This window comes from Sphingomonas fuzhouensis (assembly GCF_034659795.1).
GTDB lineage: Bacteria > Pseudomonadota > Alphaproteobacteria > Sphingomonadales > Sphingomonadaceae > Sphingomonas > Sphingomonas fuzhouensis.
The window spans coordinates 753,071-779,187 of the sequence record NZ_JAXSQY010000002.1 but is presented as its reverse complement, the minus strand read 5'-3'; the positions used below and the strand labels follow the sequence as shown (position 1 = coordinate 779,187).

The following is a 26,117-nucleotide window of genomic DNA, read 5'->3' as shown; positions in this document are numbered from 1 at the left end:
GCATCGAAGGCCGCGCGCATGTCCGACGAACCCACCGACCAGTTTTCCGAGCGCGAGGCCCTGCTGTTCCATTCCGAGGGACGCCCCGGCAAGATCGAGATCATCGCGTCCAAGCCGATGGCGACGCAGCGCGACCTGGCGCTGGCCTATTCGCCCGGCGTCGCGGTGCCGGTGAAGGCCATCGCCGAGGACCCTGCTACGGCCTATGACTATACCGCCAAGGGCAACCTCGTGGCGGTCATCTCCAACGGCACCGCCATCCTGGGTCTCGGCAATCTGGGCGCGCTCGCCTCCAAGCCGGTGATGGAGGGCAAGGCGGTGCTCTTCAAGCGCTTCGCCGATGTCGACTCGATCGATATCGAGTTGAAGACCGAGGATGTCGACCGGATCATCGACGCGATCGAGCTGATGGAGCCGAGCTTCGGCGGCATCAACCTGGAAGACATCAAGTCGCCTGAATGCTTCATCATCGAGCAGACGCTGCGCGAGCGGATGAACATCCCGGTCTTCCATGACGACCAGCACGGCACCGCGATCATATGCGCGGCGGGGCTCATCAACGCCTGTCTGCTGACCGACCGGCGGCTGGATGAGATCAAGGTCGTCGTCAACGGCGCGGGCGCGGCGGCGATCGCCTGTACCGAGCTGATGAAGGCGATGGGCGTCCGGCACGAGAACGTCATCATGTGCGACCGGACCGGCGTGATCTATCAGGGCCGCGAGGACATCAACCAGTGGCAGTCGGCGCACGCCGCCGTCACCGACCGCCGTACCCTGACCGAGGCGCTGTCGGGTGCCGACGTGTTCCTGGGGCTATCGGCGGCAGGCGCGCTGAAGCCCGAGATGGTCAAGGACATGGCGCCCTCGCCGATCATCTTCGCCATGGCCAATCCGGAGCCGGAAATCCGCCCCGAACTTGCCAAGGCGGCGCGCCCCGACGCGATCGTCGCGACCGGGCGTTCGGACTATCCGAACCAGGTCAACAACGTCATCGGCTTCCCCTTCATCTTCCGCGGCGCGCTCGACGTGCGCGCGACCGGCATCAATGACGAGATGAAGATCGCCGCCGCCAATGCGATCGCCGAACTGGCGCGCCAGCGCGTGCCCGAGGAAGTCGCGCTGGCCTATGGCACGCAGCATACATTCGGCCCCGAATATATCATCCCCGCGCCGTTCGACCCGCGCCTGATGGAGCTGGTCCCCTCGGCGGTGGCCAAGGCGGCAATGGACTCGGGCGTGGCGACGCGGCCGATCCTGGACATGGACGCCTATCGCCAGAAGCTGCGTGCGCGTCTCAACCCGACCACCTCGGTCCTGACGCTCGCCTATGAGGGCGCCCGCGCGCATCCGAAGCGCGTGCTGTTCGCCGAGGGCGAAGAGGAAGTCGTGCTGCGCGCCGCCATCGCCTTCAAGGAAGGCGGCTATGGGACGCCGGTGCTGGTCGGCCGCGACGATGTCTATGACCGCCTCAAGGCGCTGGGCGTCACCAACCCCAAGGAATATGAAGTCCATAACAGCCGCACCTCGGAGATGGTGCCGCAGATGGTCGACTTCCTCTATGAGCGGCTCCAGCGGCGTGGTTACCTGAAGCGCGATGCCGAGCGGCTCATCAACCAGGATCGCAACATCTTCGGCTCGGTGATGTTGCAACTGGGCCAGGCCGATGCGATGATCACTGGCATCACCCGCACCTATGCGCAGAGCTTCCGCGAGATCCGCCGGGTGATCGATCCGGTCGACGGCAAGGTGCCGTTCGGCATCCATCTGCTCGTCGGGCAGAGCCATACCGTCTTCATTGCCGACACCACGGTCAATGAGCGTCCCTCGGGCGAGGAACTGGCCGATATCGCCGAGCGCACCGCCGCCGTCGCCCGCCGCATGGGGCATGAGCCGCGCGTGGCCTTCCTGTCCTATTCGACCTTCGGCAACCCCGAAGGCCAGTGGATCGACAATGTCCGCGACGGCGTGGCCGCGCTCGACAAGCGGCAGGTCGGTTTCGAATATGAAGGCGACATGGCCCCCGACGTCGCGTTGAACCCCAAGCAGATGGCGAACTTCCCCTTCTCGCGCCTGTCGGGTCCGGCGAATGTGCTCATCATGCCGGGGCTCCAGTCGGCCAATATCTCGGCCAAGCTGCTGCGCGAGCTGGGCGGCGACTCCATGATCGGTCCGATGCTGATCGGCATGGAAAAGCCGGTGCAGATCGCGCCGATGACCTCGACCGCGGGCGATCTTGTGACGCTGGCCGTGCTGGCGGCGGGCGGCATCGCACGCTGATCCTCGCCATAGGGTAGGAAAGGGGGCTGGGCAGCGAGAGGTTGCCCGGCCCTTTTTTCTTTATTCCTCCCCTGTAAGGGGAGGTCGCAGGGCGAAGCCCTGACGAAGGGGTGTCCCGCTTGGCGAGCTTCCCTGTCCTCGCGCCGGGTGACACCCCTCCACCATCCTTCGGATGGTCCCCCTCCCCTTGCAGGGGAGGAAAGCGATCGTGTCCCTAAAACCACAACGCCACCCCGTCACATTCCGGTCATTACGCTGTCGTGCGCGTGTCACGCCCCGGCCCCATGCGCCCGCCCCATTGGGTTAACGAGCCATTTTGGGGGCCAAGTTCATGGTGAAGTTTCTGATCGGTGTCGCGCCGCTCGCACTGATCGCATCCGGCGCATCGGCGCAGACCCTGCCTGCGCAAGCCGCCGTCGCCGGTGCCAGCACCGGTCCGGTCACGGCCGATCCCACCGCCGCCGCCACTACGGAAGGCGAGCAGGCGAGCGTTCCGGCTGATGTCGTCGTGCTCGGCTTCGGCCAGAGCCGCCAGGTCCAGACCGTCACCGCCGCCGATCTCGACCGGTTGACCCCCGGCACCTCGCCGCTCAAGGCGATCTCCAAGCTGCCCGGCGTCAACTTCCAGTCGGCCGATCCCTTCGGCGCCTATGAATGGTCGACCAGCATCAGCTTGCGCGGGTTCAGCCAGAACCAGCTGGGCTTCACGCTCGACGGCGTGCCGCTGGGCGATATGAGCTATGGCCCGACCAATGGCCTGCATATCAGCCGCGCCATCATCTCCGAGAATATCGCCTCGACCAGCGTCGCGCAGGGGGCGGGTGCGCTCGGCACCGCCTCGACCAGCAATCTGGGCGGCACCATCCAGTTCACCAGCCGTGCGCCGTCCGAGACCGCCGGGATCGCCGCCTCGGGCACTTATGGCAGCAACGATACCGCGCGCGCCTTCATTCGCGTCGACAGCGGCGATCTGGGCGGCGGGCTGAAGGGCTATCTCAGCTATGCCTATCTGACCACCGACAAGTGGAAGGGCTATGGCAGCCAGCGTCAGCATCAGGCCAATGCCAAGATCGTCAAGGATTTCGGCGACCGCGGTTCGATCACCGGCTTCTTCAACTTCTCCGACCGTCGCGAGAACGACTATCAGGACCTGAGCCTCGATATCATCAAGCGACGCGGCTATTATAACGACAATATCTCGAACAATTATCCGCTCGCCATCCTCTATGCCAAGGAAGCGACCAACGGCGCGGCGGCGGCGGCCTATCAGGCGAAGAACGGTTCGCTGACCGGCTTTACCGCGCCCTATGCCGGGGTTCAGATCGGCCTGCCCTCGGGGATCACGCTCGACGACGGCTATTACGACGCGGCGGGCCTGCGTCGCGACTATCTGGGCGGCATCATCTTCGACGCGCGCCTGACCGACCATCTGTCGCTGACCTCGACCAGCTATTATCACCATAACAAGGGGCAGGGGTCGTGGATCACGCCCTATACCCCGACGGCGCTGGGCGCGCCCAATGCCGATGGCACGCCGATCACCAACCCCGCGCCGCTGTCGTTCCGCACGACCGAGTACAGCCTCGATCGCGCAGGGACCATCGCCAAGCTGGCACTGACCACCGGCGCCAACAGGCTGGAACTGACCGGCTGGTATGAAAGCAACACGCTGCACCAGGCGCGCCGCCTCTATGGCATGACCGACACCGCGACGCCGAACCGCAATGCGCTGGATTACCAGAGCAATCCGATGGCGACCGTATGGAACGGCAAATATGATACCGAGACGCTGCAATATTCGGTCGGCGACACGATCGATATCGGCCAGCTGACGCTCAATGGCGGGTGGAAGGGCGTGCGCGTCCGCAACCAGGCCAATGTGCTGGCGGGCAGTCTGGCGCGCGGCAAGATCCAGAGCGAGGACTGGTTCCTGCCGCAGGTCGGCGCGGTGCTGCATCTGGGCAACCAGGCGGAGGTCTTCGCCAGCTATACCGAGAATATGCGCGCCTTCATCGCGGCGGCGACCGCGCCGCCCTTCTCGATCACCCAGGCGGCGTTCGATGCGGTCAAGAACACCGTGCGGCCTGAAAAGTCGAAGACGGTCGAAGGCGGTATCCGCGCGCGGACCGGCGGGCTGCAACTGTCGGCGGTCGGTTATTATATCGACTTTTCCGACCGTCTGCTGACCTATTCGATCGGCACCGCGATCCAGGGCATTCCGCCGACGCTGAACAATGTCGGCGGCGTGGAAAGCTATGGCGCGGAGGTTTCGGCCTTTTACCGCCTGACCCGCGCCTTCTCGGCGCTGGCCAGCTATTCCTACAACCATGCGACCTATCAGCAGACGGTGCGCGACGGGCAGGGCAATCTGCTCGCCGAAAAGGGCCGCTATGTCGTCGGCCAGCCGCAGAACATGGTGAAGGGCGAACTGGTCTATGACGACAGCCGGTTCTTCGGCCGGGTCGGCGCGGACTATATGTCGAAGCGCTATTTCACCTATCTCAACGACCAGTCGGTTGCGGGCCGCGTGCTGGTCGACGCCAGCATCGGCTATCGTTTCCCGAAGGAATGGGGCGGCTTCTCGATCGAGGGCAGCGTGACCAACCTGACCGACAAGAAATATATCGCGACGGTCGGCACCAACGGCTTCACCGCCAGCGGCGACAACCAGACGCTGCTGGCCGGTGCGCCGCGCCAGTGGTTCGTGACGTTGAAGAAGGGCTTCTGAAGAACCGTCCTTAGCCTCTGGCCGCTCCCCTCCCGCAGGCGGGAGGGGATGGGGGGAGGGCTGGAAGTCTCACCGAGCCAGTCGCTCGCGGCTCTTGCCCCTCCCCAACCCAGTTTCAGGCAAACGATGTCCCGCATCGTTTAGGTCATGTCGGGGGCATGACCGACCTGAAACTCCCTGCCGGGAGATGGGCTTTAAGTAGCCCAGGCCGCGATATCCGGCTGTTCGCCGATCAGCGCCAGGCCATGCGCGATCGAGGTGAGTTCGCCGCCGGTCGCGATCTTCTCCGCGCCGAACCGTGCCTCGAACATCCGCCGGATCGCGGGCATCAGAGAGGTGCCGCCGGTCAGGAACACCTGATCGATGCGCTCCGGCCCGGCCGCCGCCGCCGTCAGCGCGCGATCGACCGCCTGTTCGATCCGCACCAGATCGGGGACTATCCAGGCCTCGAAATCGGCGCGAGTCACGTCCGCCTCGATCGACAGACCGCCGCCCTCGAAGCGGAAACGGGCGTCCTCGGCGGCGGACAGGTCGCGCTTCACCTGGCCGACCGCGTCGTAGAGCCGGTATCCCTGCTCCTCCTCGATGATCGCGATCATCCGCCCGATGGCTTGCGGATCGAGCGCGGCGCGACGCAGCTTTTCCAGTTCGGCCAGCGTCTTGCGGTTGCGCATCAGCGCCAGCCGCGACCAGTCGGCGAAATCGGCGAAATAGCCGCGCGGAATCTCCAGCACCTTGTCGAACGAGCGATAGCGTCCGCCCGCGCCCAGCAGCGGCAGGACGAGATGGTCGATCAGCCTTTGGTCGAACCGGTCGCCCGCAATGCCGACACCGGCATGGCCCAGCGGCTCGCAGCGGCGTGCGGCGCCCGGTGCGGCGATGCGGACGACCGAAAAGTCGCTGGTGCCGCCGCCGAAATCGGCGACCAGCACGGTGGCGGGCTCGGTGATCCGCGACGCATAGCTGAACGCGGCGCCGAGCGGCTCATAGACATAATGGATCTCCGCCCCCAGCCGCGCGAACATGGCGTCATAGCGTGCCCGCGCCAAGGCCTCGTCGGGCCGATGTCCGGCATATTCGACCGGGCGGCCGACGACGATCCGCGCGGCCTTGCCATCGAGCGCGCCGCCGCTGCGCACCGCCATCCGGTCGAGAAAAGCGCGGCCCAGCTCCTCGAAGCGATAGCGTTTGTCGAACACGGTCGCATGCTCGAACACGGGCGAGGCGGCGACCGACTTGAACGACTGGATGAACCGGCTGCCGCCCGGAAAGTCCAGATATTCGGCGATCGCCCAGGGGCCCGCCTCGACCTCTATGCCGTCATCCTCCCAAAAGCACAGGGCGGAGCGGAAGACGGGATCGCTGCCCTGGGGGCCTTGCAAGGGCACGAGATGCGACTCGCCAGCCTCTGCGCGGGCGACGACCGAATTGGTGGTGCCGAAGTCGATACCGAGAATGGGGCGCGAAATGTCGGTCATGCCGGGTCCGCTACACGAAGCGCGTGGCTAGGGGAGGGGTTTTTTGTTCGCGCGGAGGCGCGGAGACGCGGAGGTGTTTGGACAGGTGGCGATGTCGGACCCGCTCTCGGGTGGCAGACAGGATTCACGCGAAGCCGCGAAGGCGCAAAGATGTCGATCTTCAGGTGATCTGCTTCGCGCCTTCGCGTGAATCGAATGTCTCCCGCTCGTGATGAAAGGCCAAACGGTCCCCAGACGAACCCTCTCCGCGCCTCCGCGCGAACAAAAATCTACTTCGCGCCCTCCGTCGGCGTCAGGTCCGGCCAGCGCTCCAGCATCGCGGCCGTCACGCCGTTGGTCCAGCCGAAGCCGTCCTGCGTCGGATACTCGCCGCCGCCGCCCGGCCGCCGTTCCTCGACATCATATTTTTCCAGCAGCTTGCCCGTCTCGGCATAGGTGCGCGCGACGGTGGCGACCCAGCGGCGGGCGATGTCCTTGGCCAGCGCCCGTTCGCCGTAGCGCCCCAGTCCCTCGACCGCGATCCATTGCAGCGGGGCCCAGCCATTGGGCGAATCCCATTGCTGACCGGTGCGGATGCCGGTGGTACGCAAGCCACCTTCGCCGACCAGCGTCGTGCGGGTCGTCGCGGCGACGGCGCGGGCCTGCTCGGCACTGGCGAGCCCGGCGAAGAGCGGGAAGAGGACGGCGGCGGTACGCGACGGCGTCGGGTGCTTGGCGATCCGGTCCCAATCGGCGAAGCGCCTTTCGCCCGCCACCCACAGATAGCGGTCGATCGCAGCTTTCCGTCGCGCCGCCATGTCGGTGAAGCGGCGCGCGGTCGCCGCTTCACCCGCCGCCTGGGCGCGCGCGGCGATCCGGGCCTCGGCGATCCACAACAGGCTGTTGAGATCGACCGGCACGATGTCGGTGGTGTGGATCGTCTCCAGCCGCATTGGATCGGTCAGCCAGCGCGAGCTGAAATCCCAACCCGACTCCGCCGCCGCGCGCAGGTCGCGCTGGACCAGGCCAGCGGGGCGGGGTGCGGCCTTGGCGGCGGTGGCGCGATCCTCGCGCCAGCTTTCGTCGCGCGGCGTGTCGCGCGCATCCCAATAGCGGTTGAGCAGGCTGCCATCGGGCATCCGCACGACATGCTGGCACGCCCCGCTCGCATCGAGGCAGGTCGCCCCCGCCATCCAATAGTCATGCTCGCGGATCAGCGCGGCAAGCCGCCGCTTTGCCAGCGTCGGATCGCGATCGTCCGACAGGTCCATCATCAGCGCCAGGAAGGGCGGCTGCGACCGGCTGAGATAATAGGTCCGCGTGCCGTTGGGGACATGGCCGTAGCGTTCGACCAGATCGACGAAATCCGCCAGCATCGCCTCGATCAGCGGGGTCTGCCCATCGGCCTTCAGCCCCAGCATGGTGAAATAGCTGTCCCAGTAATAAATCTCCTGGAACCGGTCGCCGGGCACGACATAGCCATGGTTCAACCCCAGTGCCGACGATCCCGGCGTCGCGGCAAAGGGCGCGCGGCCCAGCGCCGGCCACAGCTCGCGGATGCGCGCGCGCAGCGGCGGCTTGCCCTGATGGTCGCCGCGCACCGAAAAATGACGCAGGACGAAGGCCGTCAGCGCCGCCTTGTCGCGGGGTTTCTCGCGGGCATAGTCGGCCAGGATCGCTTGCGGAGCCGCGCGGGGCACGGCATCGGCAAAGGTCTTGCCGTCGGGAAATACCTGCGCCTCCTGCACCGCGTCGAACAGCGGGCCGTAAATGTCGGCCGGTGAGGGCGGCATCACCTGTGCCTGGAGCAACAGTGCCAGCGCGGGCAGCAGGACCAGCGGGCGGAACCGGGTGGCGATCATCATCCTCTCCTGATTATTCCGGTCTGGCGGCGCGGGGCAGCATCACGGTGGCGGCCAGCCCGCCGCCCGGCGCTTCGTCCAGAATCAGCGCGCCGCCATGCAATTCGGCCAGTTCGCGTGCGATCGCCAGGCCGAAGCCATGGCCGTCGCCGCGTTCGTCCAGCCGGGTTCCGGCCTGGGTCGCGCGAAGCCGGTCGGCCTCCGGGATGCCGGGGCCGTCATCGGTGACGCTCAGCCGGATGTGCCGCCCGTCGGCGACCGCCGCGATCGTCACCCTGGTTCGGGCATGGCGCGCGGCATTGTCGACCAGATTGCCCGCCACCTCGTCCAGATCCTGCGCATCCATCGCGACGGCCAGGTCGTCGGCGATATCGGTGGTGACGCCGATCCCCCGATCGGCATGGATACGCGCAATGGCATGGGCAAGATCGTCCATCGCGGGGCGGAGCGCGGTCGCGGTGCGGCTGGTGCCCAGCTGGACCCGCGCGCGCGCAAGATGGTGGCGGATGGTCGCGTCGATTCGGGCGATCTGCTCGGCACGGGGCGGATCGTCCGCCAGATCGAGCGCCAGCGTCGCCACCGGCGTCTTGAGCGCATGGGCCAGATTGGCGGCCGAGGCGCGCGCAGCGGCCAGCGCGCGTTCGCTGTCGGCGGTCAGCGCGTTCAACTCGGCGGCGAGCGGCTGGAGTTCGGCGGGCTGATCCTCATCGACGCGGGTGCGGGTTCCGGCGCGGATCGCGGCGACCTGTTCGCGCAACCGGCGCAACGGGCGCAGGCCCAGGCGCAACTGGATCAGGCTCGCTCCCGCCAGCAGCACGCCCAACCCCGCCAGCATTCCGAGCAGCGGCACCAGCGCGGCGCGGATCGGCCGCGCGACGACTGCACGCGGGGCGGCGGCGGTGATCGTCACCGGCCCCCGTGTCGATGCGATGGTGATCTGGCGCGCATGGACGCGGACCCCCTGTTCGGTGCGGCCCTCGGCCGGATGGGGTGGCTCGACGGGGGCGGGTCCGGGCGGTGGGGCAGGGCGCGGGGTGCCCGAGATCGGGCCGGGGGGGATCGGGCCCGGCGGATGCGGCGCGGCGAGCGGGGGAAAGTCGCCCGAGCCGATCATTCCGTCCGGCCCCACGATCCGCCAGCGCCAGCCGGGTTCGGGCTCCAGCAGGCCCCGCCGTTGGGCGATACGGTCGCGGTCGACGGCACCCTGTTTGTCGACGGCGGAGGCGAGGACGGCGATCTCGGAATCGAGCCGCTGGTCGAGCCCGCGCGTGACGATCCCCTCCAGCGCGCTGGTCAGGCCCCAGCCCGCCAGCAGCAGCGCCACCAGGATCGCCGCGCCCGAGATCAGGATCATCCGGCCATGGATGGACCGGGGCATCCTCACGCCGCGTCGCCTGCGGTCAGGCGATAACCCAGCCCTCGCACCGTCTCGATCAGGTCGGCGCCGATCTTCTTGCGCAACCGCCCGACGATCACCTCCAGGCTGTTGGAGTCGACATCGGCATCGCCCTCATAGACCCGCTCCAGCAGTTCCAGTCGGGGAATCACCGCCTCCTTGCGCAGCATCAGCGCAGACAGGACGCGCCACTCGAACGCGGTGAGCTTCAGCGGCAGGCCGTCCAGCTCGAACTGCCCGGTCTGGCTGTCGAAGGCGAGGGGGCCGCAGGTCAGGCGCGGCTGGGCATGGCCCGCCGCACGGCGGACCAGCGCGCGCAGCCGCATGACCAGTTCCTCGACGCGGAACGGCTTGGTCAGATAGTCGTCCGCACCCGCCTTGAACCCCGCGACCTTGTCCGACCAGCCGTCGCGCGCGGTCAGGATCAGGACGGGCAGGTCGCGCCCCGCCTCGCGCCACTGGCGCAGCAGGGTCATGCCGTCGCCATCGGGCAATCCCAGGTCGAGCACGGCGGCGTCATAGATTTCGGTATCGCCCGCATGGCCCGCATCGACGCCGCTGGCGAACAGATCGACCGCGCATTGTTCGGCACGCAGCGCGCGCGCGATCGCGGGGCCCAGCGCGGGATCGTCCTCGACCAGCAGAATCCGCATGACGTCTTCATTGTCCCCTTATGTCCCCGCGCCCGGCTATCGTCGCATAGCTTAAACCCAATCTGAACCGCGTGGTTCAGCGGGCATCGGGCCGAATCACCTAAAAGCGGGACATCAACCAAGGAGATCGAACGATGTCTCGTTTCAATATCCCGACCTTCCGCTTGCAGGGCAAGGTGCCGCTGGCCGCTGCGGCGGCGGTCCTGACCGCGCTGGGCGCAGGCGGTGGCGCCGCCGCCGTCTCGATGACCCGACCGACCGTGACCATGGCGCCGACCATCCCGACGCCGATCGCCAAGCTGTCCTCGACCAACGGCATCGTCACCGCCAAGGGGCGTGTGGCCGAAGTGTTCGGCGACCGTTTCGTGGTGCAGGACGGCACCGGCCGCGCGATGGTCGCCAGCAACCGCGATGCCATGCCCTCGGTCGGCAGCAACGTGATGGTGCAGGGGCGCTTCGACGACGGGATCATGCATGCCCAGTATCTGGTCGAGCCGAACGGTTCGGTCGTGCCGGTCGGCCCGCCGCCGCCCCCGCCCGGTGGTCCGCGTGGCCCCGGCGGCCCCGGTGGCCCGCGTGGTGACGGTCCGCCCCCGCCTCCGCCGCCCGGTGGTCCGGGTGGGCCGGGGGGACCTGGAGCGCCGGGCGGGCCTGGGGCACCGGGTGGTCCGGGGGCTCCCCCGCCGCCCCCGCCGGGTGGCTGCGCACCGGGCGCGGTGCCGCCGCCGCCTCCGCCCCCGCCGGTGAACGGTGCCGCGCCGCAGGGCGCCCCCGTTCCGCCGCCCCCGCCCCCGGCCGGTACACCGGCTCCGGCCCCCACGGGCGCAGCACGCCCGGCGGCCTGATCCGGCCCTGACGAAGGCGCCTCCGACCTCGGTCGGGGGCGTCTTTGCGCATGGCTCGCCCGGTCGACCATGGCGTGTCACCGGGCGACGGCATCGGCGCTATTGGGAACGCATATCGGGAACCTTCGCGATCCTGACCCTTTTGCAGCCCATGCGCTGGCTTCGATCGCTCGACATTCCGGCCGAATGGCTGTGGCTGCAACATGTCCTCATCATCGCGGCGGCGGTGCTGATCGCGGTGCTGGTCCACAGTGTCGCGATGCGCGTCGCCAGCCATGCCGCAAGACGCACGGCGAGCGAGAGCGACGATCTGGTGATCGCGCATATCCGCCAGCCGCTGCGCTGGGTGGCGATCGCGATCGCAGTCAGCTTCGCGATGCGGCTGGTGCCGATGTCGGGCGACGGGCGCGAAATCTGGCGGCAGGCGCTGGGCTTTTGCGTACCGGCGCTGCTCGGTTGGCTGGCGGTGTCGGCCCTGCGCGCGCTTCAGGGCGTGGTGTACCTGCGCGCCGATATCAGCGTGGAGGACAATTTGCGCGCCCGGCGCAAGCGGACGCGGGCGCAGATTTTGGGGCGGATCGGCATCTTCCTGATCGTGTTCCTGACCGTCTGCCTGATGCTGCTGAGCGTGCCGGGCATTCGCACCATCGGTGTGACCCTGATGGCCTCGGCGGGTATTGCGGGCCTGGTCGTCGGTGCCGCCGCGCAGCCTGCGCTCAAGAACCTGATCGCGGGCGTGCAGATGGCCTTTACCGAGCCGATCCGCCTCGACGATGTGGTCATCATCGACAATGAATGGGGACGGATCGAGCAGATTCACCTGACCTTCGTCGTGGTGCGCATCTGGGACGAGCGGCGGCTGGTCGTGCCGGTCGCCAAGTTCCTGGAGAACAGCTTCCAGAACTGGACGCGCGAAACCAGCCAGTTGCTGGGGTCGGTCTTCTGGTATCTCGATCCCGCGGCGGACATTCCCCGGTTGCGCGCGAAGATGGGCGAACTGGTCGAGGCGAGCACCCGCTGGGACCGGCGCTTCTTCAACATGCAGGTGACCGATGTGAAGCCGGACTCGATCGAGGTGCGCGGGCTGATGACCGCGCGCGATGCCTCGACCGCCTTCGACCTGCGCTGCGAAATCCGCGAGGGGCTGCTCGAATATATCCGCCGCGACATGCCCGAGGCGTTGCCGAGGCGGCGGTTGGAGCATTTGGGCGACATCCCCAATCCGTCCCCTCACGGCGTGACTCGGCAACAGTAATCATTTCGGCAGCGCAGCGGAACGCGAGCGGCGGGGATGGGTTCACTCGGCATGTCCGCATCCGCTATGCTTTCGCCCATGCTGCTCGACCTCGCTCCGCCTCCGCCTCGCCTGTCCGCGACCGACAGCCTGTTCCTGGACTTCGACGGCACGCTGGTCGATCTGGCCGACAATCCCGAGGGCGTGCATGTCAGCCGCGACCTTGCCGACCGGCTGGATGCGCTGGCCGCACACATGCCCGGCCGCCTCGCCATCGTCAGCGGCCGTTCGATCGCGCAACTCGACGCGCTGTTCGGCCCGCAGGCGCAGCATTTCACGCTGGCGGGCAGCCATGGTGCCGAGCGCCGCAGCCCGGAGGACGGCCATAGCCAGCCGGAAAAGCCCGACCAGCTCGCCGCCGCGACCGAGGAGATGCGCGCGGTGGCGGAGGCCAACGACCTGTATTTCGAAACCAAGAGCTTCGGCGCCGGACTCCATTATCGCCGCAGGCCCGAAGCCGAACCGCTGGCCCTGCGCGAAGCCGCGGCCATTGCCGAGCGGCATGGCCTGACCCTGCAACCCGGCAAGATGATGGTCGAGGTCCGCCTGCCCGGCGACAAGGGGCAGGCGATCGAAACGCTGATGGACACGCCTGCGATGCGCGGCACCATGCCCATCTTCTTCGGCGACGATGTGACCGACGAGGACGGCTTCGCCGCCGCCGCCGCCCTGGGCGGAGCTGGCGTGCTGGTCGGTCCGATGCGTGAAACCGCCGCCCGTTATCGCCTGCCCGATGTCGCCGCCGTCCACCAATGGCTTGCCCAAGCGCTGGAGAATGCAAATTGATGCAACAGGATCTGAATCTCTGGCCGATCGGCAATTGCCAGGTGTCGGCGCTGATCGACTCGACCGGGCGTTTCGTCTGGGGCTGCGTACCGCGCGTCGATGGCGACCCGGCCTTTTGCGCGCTGCTGGGTGATGGTGAGCCGCAGACCGGCTATTGGTCGATCGATCTGGAAGACAGGGTCTCGACCACGCAAGGCTATTTGCGCAACACCCCGATCCTGGTCACCACCCATATGGACGACCGGGGCAACGGCATCGAGATCACCGATTTCTGCCCGCGCTTCTCGCGCGAGGGCCGTGTCTATCGCCCGACCAGCTATGTGCGGATCGTGCGGCCCATCGGCTCCCCGCGCATCCGCATCGCGCTTCGCGTCGCGACCGACTGGGGTAGCCCGACCGAGCGGACGCAAGGGTCCAACCATATCCGCTATCTGATGACGCAACAGACGCTGCGGCTCAGCACCGACGCGCCGGTCGGCCATATCGCCGCCGAGCAATGGTTCCGGCTGGAACGCCCGATCCACATGTTCCTGGGGCCGGACGAGAGCTTCGCGGGCGTGCTGAGCGAGGCGAGCCGCGCGATGCTGGAGCGGACGACGAACGAATGGCACCACTGGGTGCGCGGGCTCGCCACGCCGGTCGAATGGCAGGCGGTCGTCATCCGCGCTGCGATCACGCTGAAACTCTGCCAGCATGAGGAAACCGGCGCGATCGTCGCCGCGCTGACCACCTCACTGCCCGAACATGCCGATTCGGGGCGCAACTGGGATTATCGCTACTGCTGGATCAGGGACGCCTATTACACGGTGCAGGCGCTCAACCGGCTGGGCGCGCTCGATGTGCTGGAGGGGTATCTCGAATATCTCCGCAACATCGTCGATGCGGCCAAGGGCGGGCATATCCAGCCGCTTTATGGGGTCGGCGGCGAGGCGACCCTGGTCGAGCGGATCGAGGAAAAGCTCCCCGGTTATCGCGCCATGGGCCCGGTCCGTGTCGGCAACCAGGCCTATGAACAGATTCAGCATGACGCGTACGGCCAGATCGTGCTGTCCGACGTACAGGCCTTTTTCGACACCCGCCTGTTCCGCATGTCCGGGCTGGAGGATTTCCACTCGCTGGAGCGTGTCGGTGAGCGCGCCTGGGCCAAATATGACCAGCCGGATGCGGGCCTGTGGGAACTCCGCACCAAGAGCCATGTCCACACCTATTCCGCCGCCATGTGCTGGGCGGCGTGCGACCGACTGGCCAATGCCGCGCAGGCGCTGGGGTTGGAGGATCGGCGGGTCTTCTGGCAGGAACGCGCCGACCTGATGCGCGAGACGATCGAGCAGGCGGCGTGGCGCCCCGAGACGCAGCGCATGTCGGCGACCTTCGGCGGCGACGATCTCGACGCCAGCATCATCCAGCTGCTCGACCTGCGCTTCTTGTCGCCCGACGATCCCCGCTTCCGCTCGACCCTGGATGCGGTCGAAAAAGGCTTGCGCCGGGGCAGCCATATGCTGCGCTATGCGACCGAGGATGACTTCGGTCTGCCGCATACCGCCTTCAATGTATGCACTTTTTGGCTGATCGAGGCGTTATATGTCACCGGGCGTCATGCCGACGCCCGCGCGCTGTTCGAGGAGATGGTGGCGCGTTGCACCCCCGCCGGGCTTCTGTCCGAGGATATCGACCCGAATACGGGCGAACTGTGGGGGAATTACCCGCAAACCTATTCGCTGGTCGGCCTGATCAACTGCGCCGTCCTGCTGAGTAAACCATGGAGTGCCGTGCGATGAGTCGCCTGATCGTCATCTCGAACCGGGTCCAGCCGCCCACCACCGGGCCGGGCGGAAATCAGGGCGGGCTGGCGGTCGCACTCCTGGCCGCACTACGCGAACAGGGCGGTATCTGGTTCGGCTGGTCGGGCGAGACCACCGACGAGTTCACCGGCCATATCAACTTCCAGCAGGGTGGCGGCGTCACCACCGCGACCATCGACCTGGAAGAGCAGGATATCGACGAATATTATAACGGCTATGCCAACCGGACGCTCTGGCCGCTCTTCCACTATCGCATCGACCTGACCGAGTTCGAGCGGGATTTCGACTCCGGCTATGCCCGCGTCAACGAACGCTTCGCCGAGACGGTTCAGCCGCTGATCGAACCGGACGATCTGGTCTGGGTCCACGACTATCATCTGATCCCGCTGGGCCGCGACCTGCGCAAGCGGGGGTTCAAGAACCGAATCGGCTTCTTCCTGCATATCCCGTGGCCGCCAGTACGCCTGCTGATGTCGTTGCCCAGCCATCGCAAGCTGGTCGAGTCGCTGTTCGCCTATGATGTGGTCGGCTTTCATACCGAGGACTGGCTCGACAGCTTCCGCGACTATGTGACCAAGGAGCTGGGCGGCACGCTGGGCGAGAATGGCGCGGTGACGTGGAACGGCCGCACCATCCAGGCGATCCGCGCGCCGATCGGTATCGAAACCAAGGAGTTCGAGGAAGCCGCCAGCGGGCATGACGCCCGTTTCGCACGCGAACGCATGTATATGTCGGCGACCGGCCGCAGCCTGATCGTCGGGGTCGACCGGCTCGACTATTCCAAGGGGCTGGCCGAGCGGTTCCTGGGCTATGAACGCTTCCTGGCGTCCAACCCGGAGCGGCGCGGCCTCGTCTATATGCTCCAGATCGCGCCACCCAGCCGGGAGAAGGTGAACACCTATCAGGAAATCCGCGCCAATCTCGATTCGCTGTCGGGGCGGATCAACGGCGAATATGCCGATATCGACTGGGTGCCGATCCGCTACGTCAACAAGGGGTTCCCCCGGCCGGTGCTGGCGGGCATCTATCGCGCAGCGCGGATCGGGCTGGTGACGCCGCTGCGCGACGGAATGAACCTGGTCGCCAAGGAATATGTCGCGGCGCAGGACCCCGACGATCCCGGCGTGCTGATCCTGTCGCGCTTCGCGGGCGCGGCCGAGCAGTTGAAGGACGCGGTGCTCATCAACCCCTATAGCGCCGAGGAGATGTCCGATGCGATCGTCCAGGCGCTGACCATGCCGCGCGACGAGCGTATCCGGCGCTGGGAAAGCCTGATCGACAATGTCCGGCGCGAAGACGTGTTCTGGTGGTGCGAGCTGTTCCTGTCGGTCCTTCGCGGCGACGGGGTGAAGGACGAAGCCAAGGCGATCGAAGCGGCGGCGACTTAGAGTCTGATGGCCTTGCGTCGAATCGACGCAAGCCCCTCCCCTTTAGGGGGGGGTGATCTCATGCCATCCTGCTCTGGAGCGCGATGACGTCAGTTCGACCCGATCCGTCATTGCGAGCGTAGCGAAGCAATCCAGAGTTGGATCAGGACGCCCTAGATTGCTTCGCTACGCTCGCAATGACGAATCCATCTCATGTCACCTTGCTCTAAATCCGTTCCGGACATCGGGTATAAAAAAGGGGCTGGCGATCGCTCGCCAGCCCCTTTTTCGGACCTCTGAAAACCAGGTCTTAGTACACCCGCTTCTTCGGCTTGATATACTCGATATCGTCGGTCAGCGTGTAGTCGTGGACCGGGCGATAGTCGATGGCGACCCCGCCGTCCTGGCCGCCCCAGCCGTCGAAGGTCGCGACGGTGTGCTTCATCCAGTTGGCGTCGTCGCGATCGGGAAAGTCCTCGTTCACATGCGCGCCGCGGCTTTCCTTGCGGTTCAGCGCCGATTCCATGGTCACGACCGCCTGGCTGATGAGATTGTCCAGCTCCAGCGTCTCGACCAGATCGGTGTTCCAGATCAGCGAGCGATCCTTGATCCCGATGTCCTTCATCCGGTCATAGGTGGCGCGGATCATCTGGCGACCTTCGGTCAGCAGCTCGTCGGTGCGGAACACGGCGCAGTGGCGCTGCATCGTCTTCTGCATCTCGCTGCGGACCTGCGCGGTGGTCGAACCACCGGCGGCGTTGCGGAAGTGATCCAGACGGCTGAGCGCCAGCTCTTCCGAACCGGCGGGCAGCGGCGCGTGCGGCGTGCCGGGCTTCAGCGTGTCCTTGATGCGCAGGCCGGTCGCGCGGCCGAACACCACGAGATCGATCAGCGAGTTGGAGCCGAGGCGGTTCGCACCGTGCACCGACACGCAGGCCGCTTCGCCGACCGCGAACAGGCCAGGGACGACCGAATCCGGGTTGCCGTCCTTCAGACGGACGACCTCGCCGTGATAGTTGGTCGGGATACCGCCCATATTATAGTGGACGGTCGGCGTGACGGGCAGCGGCTGGCGGGTCAGGTCGACACCGGCGAAGATCTTGCCGGTCTCGGTGATGCCGGGCAGGCGCTCGGCCAGGACCTTGGGATCGATATGGTCGAGATGGAGGTAGATATGATCCCCCTCCTTGCCGACGCCGCGCCCTTCGCGGATTTCCATCGCCATCGAACGCGACACGACGTCGCGGCTGGCGAGGTCCTTCGCCGACGGGGCATAGCGCTCCATGAAGCGCTCGCCCTCGGAGTTGGTCAGATAGCCGCCTTCACCGCGCGCACCCTCGGTGATGAGGACGCCCGCACCATAGATGCCGGTCGGGTGGAACTGCACGAACTCCATGTCCTGGAGCGGCAGGCCCGCACGCAGCACCATGCCGCCGCCGTCACCCGTGCAGGTGTGCGCCGAGGTGGCCGAGAAATAGCAGCGGCCATAGCCGCCGGTCGCCAGCACGACATTATGCGCGCGGAAACGGTGGATCGAGCCGTCTTCCATGCACAAGGCGATCACGCCGCGACAATTGCCCTGATCGTCCATGATGAGGTCGAGCGCGAAATATTCGATGAAGAAGTCCGCGTCATATTTCAGCGACTGCTGGTACAGCGCGTGCAGCATGGCGTGGCCGGTACGGTCGGCGGCGGCGCAGGTGCGCTGCGCGGGCGGGCCTTCGCCCATATTCTGCATCATGCCGCCGAAGGGGCGCTGGTAGATCTTGCCCTCTTCGGTGCGGCTGAACGGCACGCCCGCATGCTCCAGCTCGTACACGGCGGCGGGCGCCTCGCGGCACAGATATTCGATCGCGTCCTGGTCGCCCAGCCAGTCCGACCCCTTGACGGTGTCGTACATGTGCCAGGTCCAGTGGTCCGGGCCCATATTGCCCAGCGAGGCGGCGATACCGCCTTGCGCGGCGACGGTGTGGCTGCGGGTCGGGAACACCTTGGTGATGCAGGCGGTCTTCAGACCGGCTTCGGCGATACCCATGGTGGCGCGCAGGCCCGAGCCGCCCGCACCCACGACGACGGCGTCATAGGTATGGTCGATGATCTTATAGGCGGCAGCGGACATTATGCAGCGGCTCCGAAGGCGATCTTGAGGATCGAGAAGATGGCGACGGCGGCGATCGTGAAGACGAACAGGTTCATGACGACGAGCATGGCGACCCGGTTCTGGTCCTGCTCATAATCCTCGATCACGACCTGCAGGCCGAGGCGCATGTGATAGAAGATCGAGGCGACCAGCAGCACCATCGGGATGGCGGCCCAGGGGTTGGACAGCCACAGCCGCATCGCGGCATAGTCGTAGGACGGCTGGCGCAGGATCGAGATCAGCAGCCAGACGACCAGCAGGAAGTTCGACCCCGCCGTCAGGCGCTGGTTGAGCCAGTGATGGGTGCCCGACTTGGCCGAGCCCAGGCCGCGCACGCGGCCGATCGCGGTTCCGGAACGCATCACTTGATCCCCAGATAGAGCCAGAAGGCCACCGTCATCACGACGGCGAAGACGATGGTCAACTTGGCATGCAGCTTGTTCGCCTTCAGCTCGAAGGCGGCACCGACATCCATGAACAGGTGGCGGATGCCGTTGGCCATGTGCTGGAACAGGCAGGCGGTCAGGCCGATGCCGACGATATAGCCGATGATGTTCAGCCCGCCCGACTGGACGGTGAAGACGTCGCGGAAGGTCGCATAGCTTTCGGGACCGGCAGCGACCGCCGCCAGGAACCAGACGAGAAGCGCCGCCCCCACGGTCGCCATGCCCGTGCCGGTGGCACGATGCAGGATGGAGACCAGCATATTGGGGCCCCATTTCCAGATCTGGAGGTGCGGGGAAAGCGGGCGTGCGGTGTTGCGGGCGGCCAAGGGCAGATCCTCGAACAGTCTAAAGTCGGGCTGGTTTGCGGATACGCCTATGGTGAAGACGCCGACAGGATGCAAGCCACGAGGCGAGATTCGCCCCCGATGGGCAGGCGCGACCGGGGGAAGGGATATGCGGATAACCCGCCCTTAACGCTTTCCGCGCCACAGTCGGCGCCATTACGTTCCGATTGCCTGAAAGCGGAAGCCGATATGCCCGACCGGGGAAATTCTATTGCCAGGACCGATCTGCCGTCGCCCACGGAGATTACCGCGGGGATCGATCTTGACGCGCGGGTTCGCGCATTCGACGGGGGCGACGGGTCGCTGACCCGCCTTGCGGCCGATCTATGGCCGGTGATCGAGGCGCGCGCGGACGAGGTGACCGAGGCCTATTGGGGGCATTGGCGTCGTACCAATCCGGCTCAGCCCGACTGGACGCCGCTGGATCGCGAACGCCAGCTGACGGCGGGGCGTGCCTATCTGCGCAACCGGTTTTGCAATCTCGCGGGACGCGACTGGGTCGAGTCGCTCGGGCGATCGGTCGCTTCCGCCTATGCCGCCGGGGTGCCGCCGATGGAGGTGCTGGCCATGTCCTGCGCCAGCGACCGTGCCGCGCTGAAGGTGCTGCTGGAGTCGGTGTCCTTTGACGATCCCTGTCGCGAGGTGATGATCGACACGTTGCTCCGCCTGTTCGGCATGGAGACCGAACTGACCGTCGAGCTGTTCGCGGGCTTTGCCGAATGGACTGCCGAGCGCGAGCGCGAGCGGCTGGCCGGGGATTTTCGCAACGGCATCTCGTCGGTGGTCGAAAATGCCACGGTCGAGGGGCGCGACCTGCGGCGTCAGGCGCAGGAGGCGTCGCTGTCGACGCGCGGGATGCTGGGCAAGTCGAGCGAAGTCGCCGCCGCCGCCGAGCAGTCGGCCGTCGCGATGCGCGAAGCCGCGCAGACCGCCGCCGGGCTGATCCGCGCGATCGAGGATGCCCGGATCGAGGTCGACCAGGCCGCCGACGTCGCCAACCGCGCCGCCGACCAGGCGGGACAGGCGGTCGGCATGTCCGAGATGCTGTCCGATCACGCCAAGTCGATCGAATCGATCCTGGGCCTGATCCGCGACATTGCCGGGCAGACCAATCTGCTGGCGCTCAACGCCACCATCGAGGCCGCCCGCGCCGGGGATGCGGGCCGGGGTTTCGCGGTGGTCGCGCAGGAGGTGAAGAGCCTCGCCAGCCAGACCGCCCGCGCCACCGACGATATCGCGACCAAGATCGCCGCGATCCAGGCCGCCACTCGCTCGACGGTCGAAACCAACGCCTCGATCAAGGCGACGGTGCATGAGGTGCAGGTCTCGGCCGAGCGCATCCGCCATGCGATGGAAGCGCAGGCGCAGACGGTGACCGCGATCACCGCCGCCGTCGACGAAACCGCGTTGGCCGCCGATTCGATGTCGCACACCATCGCGGCGATTCGCCAGGATACCGAACATGTCGCGCAGGAAATCGACCGGGTCGGGCGCGGCTTCGACCATCTCGACACGCAGCTGGGCGACCTGAAGGCCAGCGCCAGCCAGTTCGTCGCGCGGGTTGCGGCTTGACCCTATTCCTCCCCTGCAAGGGGGGGTGGCGCGCGCAGCGCGTCGGAGGGGTGTCCCCCTCTCGATAGCTCGACACCCCTCCGTCAGGCCTTCGGCCTGCCACCTCCCCTTGCAGGGGAGGAAGGTGGGGTGCCAGTTGACGCATGCCCGTGCGCCCGGCACGGACAGGGCATGACGACGATATTGGTAACGGGCAGCAGCCGGGGCATCGGCGCGGCCATCGCATCCAGCTTGCGCGACCTGCCCGACACGCGGGTTCTGGGTCATGCGACGCGCAGCGGTATCGCCGCCGATCTGTCCGATCCCGCTGGCCCCGCGCGGCTTTGGAGCGAGGCGCTCGACCATGCGGGCGGCGCGATCGACATCCTCGTCAACAATGCCGGGATTTTCGAGGCCAGCCCGCTCGACGCCGAGGACTGGTCGGACAGCTGGGCGCGCACGATGCAGGTCAACCTGACCGCCTCGGCCGAGCTGTGTCGCCTGGCGGTGCTGCACTGGCAGGAGCGGGGCGTCGGTGGTCGCATCGTCAACATCGCCAGTCGTGCCGCTTACCGTGGCGACTCGCCCGCCCACTGGCATTATGCCGCATCCAAGGGCGGCATGGTCGCGATGACCAAGACCATCGCGCGGGGTTACGCCGCGGAAGGAATCCTCGCCTTCGCGGTCTGTCCCGGCTTCACCATGACCGGCATGGCCGACGATTATCTGGCCAGCCGGGGCGGGGACGCGTTGCTCGCCGACATCCCGCTCGGCCGGGTCGCGAGCCCGGACGAGGTCGCGGCGACCGTCCGTTTCCTGTGCACCGATGCGCCGCCTTCGATGACCGGCGCGGTCCTCGACATCAATGGAGCAAGCTATGTCCGCTGACAGCTGGAAGCTGACCCTGCCCTGCACCCGTGACGAGGCCGAGGCGATCGACGCGGCCGACGATCTGGCGATCGAGGCGGTCATCATGACCACCGAAGAGGTGGAGGATGATCGCGAGCATTGGCGGCTCGACGCCTATTTCGAGGCCGAGCCCGATGTCGCCGCCATCGAAGCGATCCGCGCGCTGGTGCCGAGCGCGGGGGATCATCCTGCCACGGTCGAGCATGTGCCCGCGCAGGACTGGGTGACGATGAGCCAGGCCGGTCTTGAACCGCTCTCGGTCGGGCGTTTCTTCGTCCACACGGGCGACGAGACGGTGCCCGAGGGCCTGCGCGGTTTCCACATTCCGGCGGGGCGCGCGTTCGGCACCGGGCATCACGAGACGACCAGCGGCTGCCTCGCCATGCTCGACGCGATGGCGGGTGAGACGGTCACGAACGCGATCGACGTGGGCACCGGCACTGGCCTGCTCGCCTTCGCCGCGCGGCACCTCTGGCCCGAAGCCAAGGTCGTCGCGACCGATATCGACCCGATCGCGATCGACGTGACGGCCGAGAATGCCGCGATCAATGGCGTCGACGGCGTGGAACTGATCGTCGCGGACGGCGCGCTGGCCGATCCGATCATGGCGGGCGCGCCCTATGACCTCGTCATCGCCAATATCCTGGCCGGTCCGCTGATTTCGATGGCGCCGGAACTCGCCGCCATCGCGGGGCCGGAGGCGACGGTGGTGTTGGCCGGGTTGCTGGAAACCCAGCGCGCCGATGTGGTCGCGGCCTATGAAGCGTGCGGCTGTGCGCTGGAGACGGTCGACCGGCGCGGCGACTGGAGCGTGTTGCGGCTGCGGGCGGCGAGCGAGCGCTTCGTACCGAATGCGCCGTTCGATCCCAAGGGGCGCGACGGCTGGGCGCTCGACATCTGACGAAGGGCCTTCCGCTTACGGAAGCGGAAGGCGCTGCGGCGATTGCCATCCCCCTCGCGTCTCGGGCATAAGCCCATGCAAAGACGTAAAGGAGAGGTCATGGCATCGACGATGGTCGAACTGGAACGCCGCCGCGAAGGCGCGCGCGCCGGTGGTGGCGAGAAGCGCGTCGCCGCGCAGCACGCCAAGGGCAAGCTGACCGCGCGCGAGCGGCTCGACGTGCTGCTCGACGAGGGCAGCTTCGAGGAACTCGACATGTTCGTCGAGCATAACTGCACCGACTTCGGCATGACCGAACAGGTCATCCCCGGCGACGGCGTGGTGACGGGATCGGGCACGATCAACGGGCGGCTGGTCTTCGTGTTCAGCCAGGACTTCACCGTCTTCGGCGGCTCGCTGTCCGAGCGCCACGCGCAGAAGATCTGCAAGATCATGGACATGGCGATGAAGGTCGGCGCACCGGTCATCGGCCTGAACGATTCGGGCGGTGCACGCATCCAGGAGGGCGTGGCCAGCCTCGGCGGCTATGCCGAGGTGTTCCAACGCAATGTGCTGGCGAGCGGTGTGGTGCCGCAACTCAGCCTCATCATGGGCCCCTGCGCGGGCGGCGCGGTCTATTCGCCCGCCATGACCGACTTCATCTTCATGGTGAAGGACTCGAGCTATATGTTCGTCACCGGCCCCGATGTGGTGAAGACGGTGACCAACGAGGTGGTGACCCAGGAAGCGCTCGGCGGCGCGGTGACGCACACGACCAGGACCGGCGTCGCCGACGTGGCGTTCGAGGACGATATCGAGGCGCTGCTGGCAGCGCGTGACTTCATCGACTTCCTGCCCGCCAACAATCGCGAAGGCGTGCCGGAGCGGCCGACCGCCGATGCCTGGGACCGCATCGAGGAAAGCCTCGACACGCTGATCCCCGCCAGCGCCAACCAGCCCTATGACATGCACGAGCTGATCGCCAAGGTCGTCGACGAAGGCGACTTTTTCGAGGTGCAGCCTGCCCACGGCGCCAACATCATCACCGGCTTCGGCCGGATCGAGGGGCGCACGGTCGGCTTCGTCGCCAACCAGCCGATGGTGCTGGCGGGCGTGCTCGACATCAACGCCAGCCGCAAGGCCGCACGGTTCGTGCGCTTCTGCGATGCGTTCGAGATTCCGATCGTGACCTTTGTCGACGTGCCCGGCTTCCTGCCCGGCACCGCCCAGGAGCATAACGGCATCATCAAGCATGGTGCCAAGCTGCTCTTCGCCTATGCCGAGGCGACGGTGCCGAAGATCACGGTCATCACGCGGAAAGCCTATGGCGGCGCATATGACGTGATGGCGTCCAAGCACCTGCGCGGCGACCTGAACTATGCCTGGCCGACCGCCGAGATCGCGGTGATGGGCGCCAAGGGCGCGGTCGAGATCATCTTCCGGGGCAAGACGCCCGAGGAAATCGCCGAGCGTACCGCCGAGTACGAAGCGCGCTTCGCCAACCCGTTCGTGGCCGCGTCCAAGGGCTTTATCGACGAGGTGATCCAACCGCACTCGACCCGCAGGCGTATCGCGCTGGGCCTGCGCAAGCTGCGGAACAAGGACCTGGCGAACCCGTGGAAGAAGCATGACAATCTGCCGCTCTGACCCCCGTCATTGCGAGCATCGCGAAGCAATCCAGGGCGTCGTGCGAAACACTGGATTGCCGCGCTTCGCTCGCAATGACGGGTTGGGAGCGTGGTGAAAAAGCCCGCCGTGTATATCATGGCCAGCCAGCGCAACGGCACGATCTACATCGGCGTGACGTCGAACCTGGCCCAGCGGGTCTGGCAGCATCGCGAAGCCGTCGCCGATGGCTTTACCAAGCGTTATGGCTGTAAATCATTGGTCTGGTTCGAAGTCGCGGATACGATGGAAACTGCGATCCTGCGCGAGAAGCAGTTGAAGGGCGGATCGCGGGCGCGCAAAATCGCGTTGATCGAAGAGGCGAACCCGCATTGGCATGACCTGTTCGAGCAGATCGCTCATGGCTAACTCTCTAAACAGCCCCGTCATTGCGAGCGCAGCGAAGCAATCCAGGGTCTCGCGCGACGCACTGGATTGCTTCGCTGCGCTCGCAATGACGAAGGACACGATATGACCCTCGGCCGTCTCAACCATATCGGCATCGCCACGCCGTCCATCGAGAAGACCATCGAAACCTATCGCTACCTGCTCGGTGCGGACGCGATCGGCGAGCCCTTCGATCTGCCGCCACAAGGCGTGCGGGTGTGCTTCATCGACGCGCCCAACACCCAGATCGAGCTGATCCAGCCGCTGGACGAAAGCTCCCCCATCGCCAACTTCCTGAAAAAGAACCCAGGCGGCGGGCAGCATCATCTGTGCTTCGAGGTCGCCGACATGGCCGCCGCCGTCGCCGAGCTTCAGGCCAAGGGCGCGACGCTGCTGGGCCAGCCCCGCATCGGTGCGCATGGCACGCCGGTCGTCTTCCTCCACCCGCGCGACATGGGCGGGGTGCTGGTCGAGTTGATGGAAACGCCGGGAGAAGGGCATTGAGCGATAGCATGCTTCGGACTGAGCGTCGGGGTGATGTCCTGGTCCTGACGCTCAACCGGCCCGAGCGGCTGAATGCCGCGCCGCCCGCGCTGTTCGATGCGATCCGTGCCGCCTTGGATGAAAGAGGCGATGCCCGCGCGGTCCTGATCGCGGGCGAGGGGCGTGCCTTTTGCTCCGGCGCGGATATTTCGGGTGGCGATGTCGGCCCCGACACCGTCCACCGCGCACTGGTCCAGCATTACAACCCGGCGATGCTGGCGCTGGCCGATCTGCCTATCCCTGTGGTCAGCGCGGTGCGCGGTGCGGCGGCGGGGATCGGGTGCAGCCTGGCGCTCGCCGCCGATTTCTGCGTGGCGAGCGAGAATGCCTATTTCCTCCACGCCTTCGTCAATATCGGCCTCGTCCCCGATGGCGGCGCGAGCTGGATGCTCCCGCGCCTGATCGGCCGGGCCCGCGCCGCCGAGATGATGATGCTGGGCGAGCGGGTGCCCGCCGCCAAGGCACGCGACTGGGGCATGATCCACAAGGTCGTCGCCGACGATGTGCTCGATGCGCAAGCCCTGTCCCTCGCCGGGCGGCTGGCGGCCGGGCCGAGCGTGGCGCTGGGGTTGATGCGCCGGGCGCTCCATGCCGGGTTCGACAGCGACTATGCCGCCGCACTGGCCCGCGAGGCGGACGACCAGCGCACCGCCCGCGCCACCCAGGACGGCGAGGAAGGCGGTCGGGCCTTTTTCGAAAAGCGTCCGCCGCGTTTCCTGGGGCGATAAGAGACCGCCCCTTGCGCGCGCATGATGATTTCGCTCTAGTGAAATAAAATAAGAGTG

General features: G+C 66.8%; 21 protein-coding genes. 14 read left to right on the top strand and 7 right to left on the bottom strand.

Features of this window, described 5'->3' with window-relative positions:
- Window positions 1-18 precede the first annotated feature (18 nt).
- Window positions 19-2,277 carry an NADP-dependent malic enzyme gene (locus tag U1H82_RS07970; protein ID WP_322964394.1) on the top strand — a complete coding sequence of 753 codons (2,259 nt, stop codon included), beginning with the start codon at window positions 19-21 and terminating at the stop codon, window positions 2,275-2,277.
- Between the two features lie 331 nt (window positions 2,278-2,608).
- Window positions 2,609-5,005 (top strand): TonB-dependent receptor, encoded by a 2,397-nt coding sequence (locus U1H82_RS07965; RefSeq protein ID WP_322964393.1) that lies wholly within the window; start codon window positions 2,609-2,611, stop codon window positions 5,003-5,005.
- Window positions 5,006-5,199: 194 nt separating this feature from the next.
- Here U1H82_RS07965 and U1H82_RS07960 read toward each other — a convergent pair whose 3' ends face one another.
- The 4 genes from U1H82_RS07960 to U1H82_RS07945 all read right to left on the bottom strand — a co-directional run bounded on the left by U1H82_RS07960 (window position 5,200) and on the right by U1H82_RS07945 (window position 10,373).
- Entirely contained in the window at window positions 5,200-6,483 is a 1,284-nt protein-coding gene (locus U1H82_RS07960; protein ID WP_322964392.1) for an Hsp70 family protein, read from the bottom strand.
- Between the two features lie 269 nt (window positions 6,484-6,752).
- The gene (gene treF, locus U1H82_RS07955) at window positions 6,753-8,324 is read right to left on the bottom strand and encodes an alpha,alpha-trehalase TreF (RefSeq protein ID WP_375339506.1); all 1,572 of its coding nucleotides are present in this window, start codon (window positions 8,322-8,324) and stop codon (window positions 6,753-6,755) included.
- A 13-nt stretch (window positions 8,325-8,337) separates the two neighbouring features.
- Window positions 8,338-9,702, bottom strand: a complete 1,365-nt coding sequence (locus U1H82_RS07950) for an ATP-binding protein (protein ID WP_322964390.1) — start codon at window positions 9,700-9,702, stop codon at window positions 8,338-8,340.
- Window positions 9,703-9,704: 2 nt separating this feature from the next.
- A complete protein-coding gene (locus tag U1H82_RS07945; RefSeq protein WP_322964389.1) occupies window positions 9,705-10,373 on the bottom strand; it encodes a response regulator in 669 nt (222 codons plus the stop codon).
- Between the two features lie 134 nt (window positions 10,374-10,507).
- On the opposite strand from U1H82_RS07945, the gene U1H82_RS07940 reads away from it, so the two are divergent.
- From U1H82_RS07940 to U1H82_RS07920, 5 genes are all read left to right on the top strand, one after another.
- Window positions 10,508-11,218: a hypothetical protein gene (locus tag U1H82_RS07940; protein ID WP_322964388.1), complete on the top strand. Its 711-nt coding sequence runs from the start codon at window positions 10,508-10,510 to the stop codon at window positions 11,216-11,218.
- Window positions 11,219-11,369: 151 nt separating this feature from the next.
- Complete coding sequence (locus U1H82_RS07935; RefSeq protein ID WP_322964387.1) at window positions 11,370-12,473, top strand: mechanosensitive ion channel family protein; 1,104 nt, start codon at window positions 11,370-11,372, stop codon at window positions 12,471-12,473.
- A gap of 51 nt (window positions 12,474-12,524) precedes the next feature.
- The gene (gene otsB / locus U1H82_RS07930) at window positions 12,525-13,298 is read left to right on the top strand and encodes a trehalose-phosphatase (RefSeq protein WP_322964386.1); all 774 of its coding nucleotides are present in this window, start codon (window positions 12,525-12,527) and stop codon (window positions 13,296-13,298) included.
- Window positions 13,298-15,076 carry a glycoside hydrolase family 15 protein gene (locus U1H82_RS07925; RefSeq protein WP_322964385.1) on the top strand — a complete coding sequence of 593 codons (1,779 nt, stop codon included), beginning with the start codon at window positions 13,298-13,300 and terminating at the stop codon, window positions 15,074-15,076. The genes otsB and U1H82_RS07925 overlap by 1 nt, the downstream gene beginning before the upstream one ends.
- A complete protein-coding gene (locus U1H82_RS07920; RefSeq protein WP_322964384.1) occupies window positions 15,073-16,488 on the top strand; it encodes an alpha,alpha-trehalose-phosphate synthase (UDP-forming) in 1,416 nt (471 codons plus the stop codon). Before U1H82_RS07925 ends, U1H82_RS07920 begins: the two co-directional genes overlap by 4 nt.
- Window positions 16,489-16,777: 289 nt before the next feature.
- Here U1H82_RS07920 and sdhA read toward each other — a convergent pair whose 3' ends face one another.
- Genes sdhA through sdhC form a run of 3 tightly spaced genes read right to left on the bottom strand, consistent with a single transcriptional unit; the run spans window position 16,778 to window position 19,379 of the window.
- Entirely contained in the window at window positions 16,778-18,586 is a 1,809-nt protein-coding gene (gene sdhA, locus U1H82_RS07915; RefSeq protein ID WP_322964383.1) for a succinate dehydrogenase flavoprotein subunit, read from the bottom strand.
- Complete coding sequence (sdhD, locus tag U1H82_RS07910) at window positions 18,586-18,969, bottom strand: succinate dehydrogenase, hydrophobic membrane anchor protein (protein WP_322964433.1); 384 nt, start codon at window positions 18,967-18,969, stop codon at window positions 18,586-18,588. Before sdhD ends, sdhA begins: the two co-directional genes overlap by 1 nt.
- Window positions 18,969-19,379, bottom strand: coding sequence for a succinate dehydrogenase, cytochrome b556 subunit (gene sdhC, locus U1H82_RS07905; RefSeq protein ID WP_322964382.1), 411 nt, complete (start codon window positions 19,377-19,379; stop codon window positions 18,969-18,971). The genes sdhD and sdhC overlap by 1 nt, the downstream gene beginning before the upstream one ends.
- 207 nt (window positions 19,380-19,586) lie before the next feature.
- On the opposite strand from sdhC, the gene U1H82_RS07900 reads away from it, so the two are divergent.
- From U1H82_RS07900 to U1H82_RS07870, 7 genes are all read left to right on the top strand, one after another.
- Complete coding sequence (locus U1H82_RS07900) at window positions 19,587-20,969, top strand: methyl-accepting chemotaxis protein (protein WP_322964381.1); 1,383 nt, start codon at window positions 19,587-19,589, stop codon at window positions 20,967-20,969.
- Between the two features lie 171 nt (window positions 20,970-21,140).
- On the top strand, window positions 21,141-21,836 hold the full coding sequence (locus U1H82_RS07895; RefSeq protein ID WP_322964380.1) for an SDR family NAD(P)-dependent oxidoreductase: 696 nt from the start codon (window positions 21,141-21,143) through the stop codon (window positions 21,834-21,836).
- Window positions 21,826-22,758, top strand: coding sequence for a 50S ribosomal protein L11 methyltransferase (locus tag U1H82_RS07890; protein ID WP_322964379.1), 933 nt, complete (start codon window positions 21,826-21,828; stop codon window positions 22,756-22,758). Before U1H82_RS07895 ends, U1H82_RS07890 begins: the two co-directional genes overlap by 11 nt.
- Window positions 22,759-22,857: 99 nt before the next feature.
- On the top strand, window positions 22,858-24,384 hold the full coding sequence (locus U1H82_RS07885) for an acyl-CoA carboxylase subunit beta (RefSeq protein WP_322964378.1): 1,527 nt from the start codon (window positions 22,858-22,860) through the stop codon (window positions 24,382-24,384).
- Window positions 24,385-24,474: 90 nt separating this feature from the next.
- Complete coding sequence (locus U1H82_RS07880) at window positions 24,475-24,771, top strand: GIY-YIG nuclease family protein (RefSeq protein ID WP_375339505.1); 297 nt, start codon at window positions 24,475-24,477, stop codon at window positions 24,769-24,771.
- Window positions 24,772-24,873: 102 nt separating this feature from the next.
- Window positions 24,874-25,293, top strand: a complete 420-nt coding sequence (gene mce, locus U1H82_RS07875; RefSeq protein ID WP_322964376.1) for a methylmalonyl-CoA epimerase — start codon at window positions 24,874-24,876, stop codon at window positions 25,291-25,293.
- A gap of 8 nt (window positions 25,294-25,301) precedes the next feature.
- Window positions 25,302-26,060, top strand: coding sequence for an enoyl-CoA hydratase-related protein (locus tag U1H82_RS07870; protein WP_322964375.1), 759 nt, complete (start codon window positions 25,302-25,304; stop codon window positions 26,058-26,060).
- The last annotated feature ends 57 nt before the right edge of the window (window positions 26,061-26,117 follow it).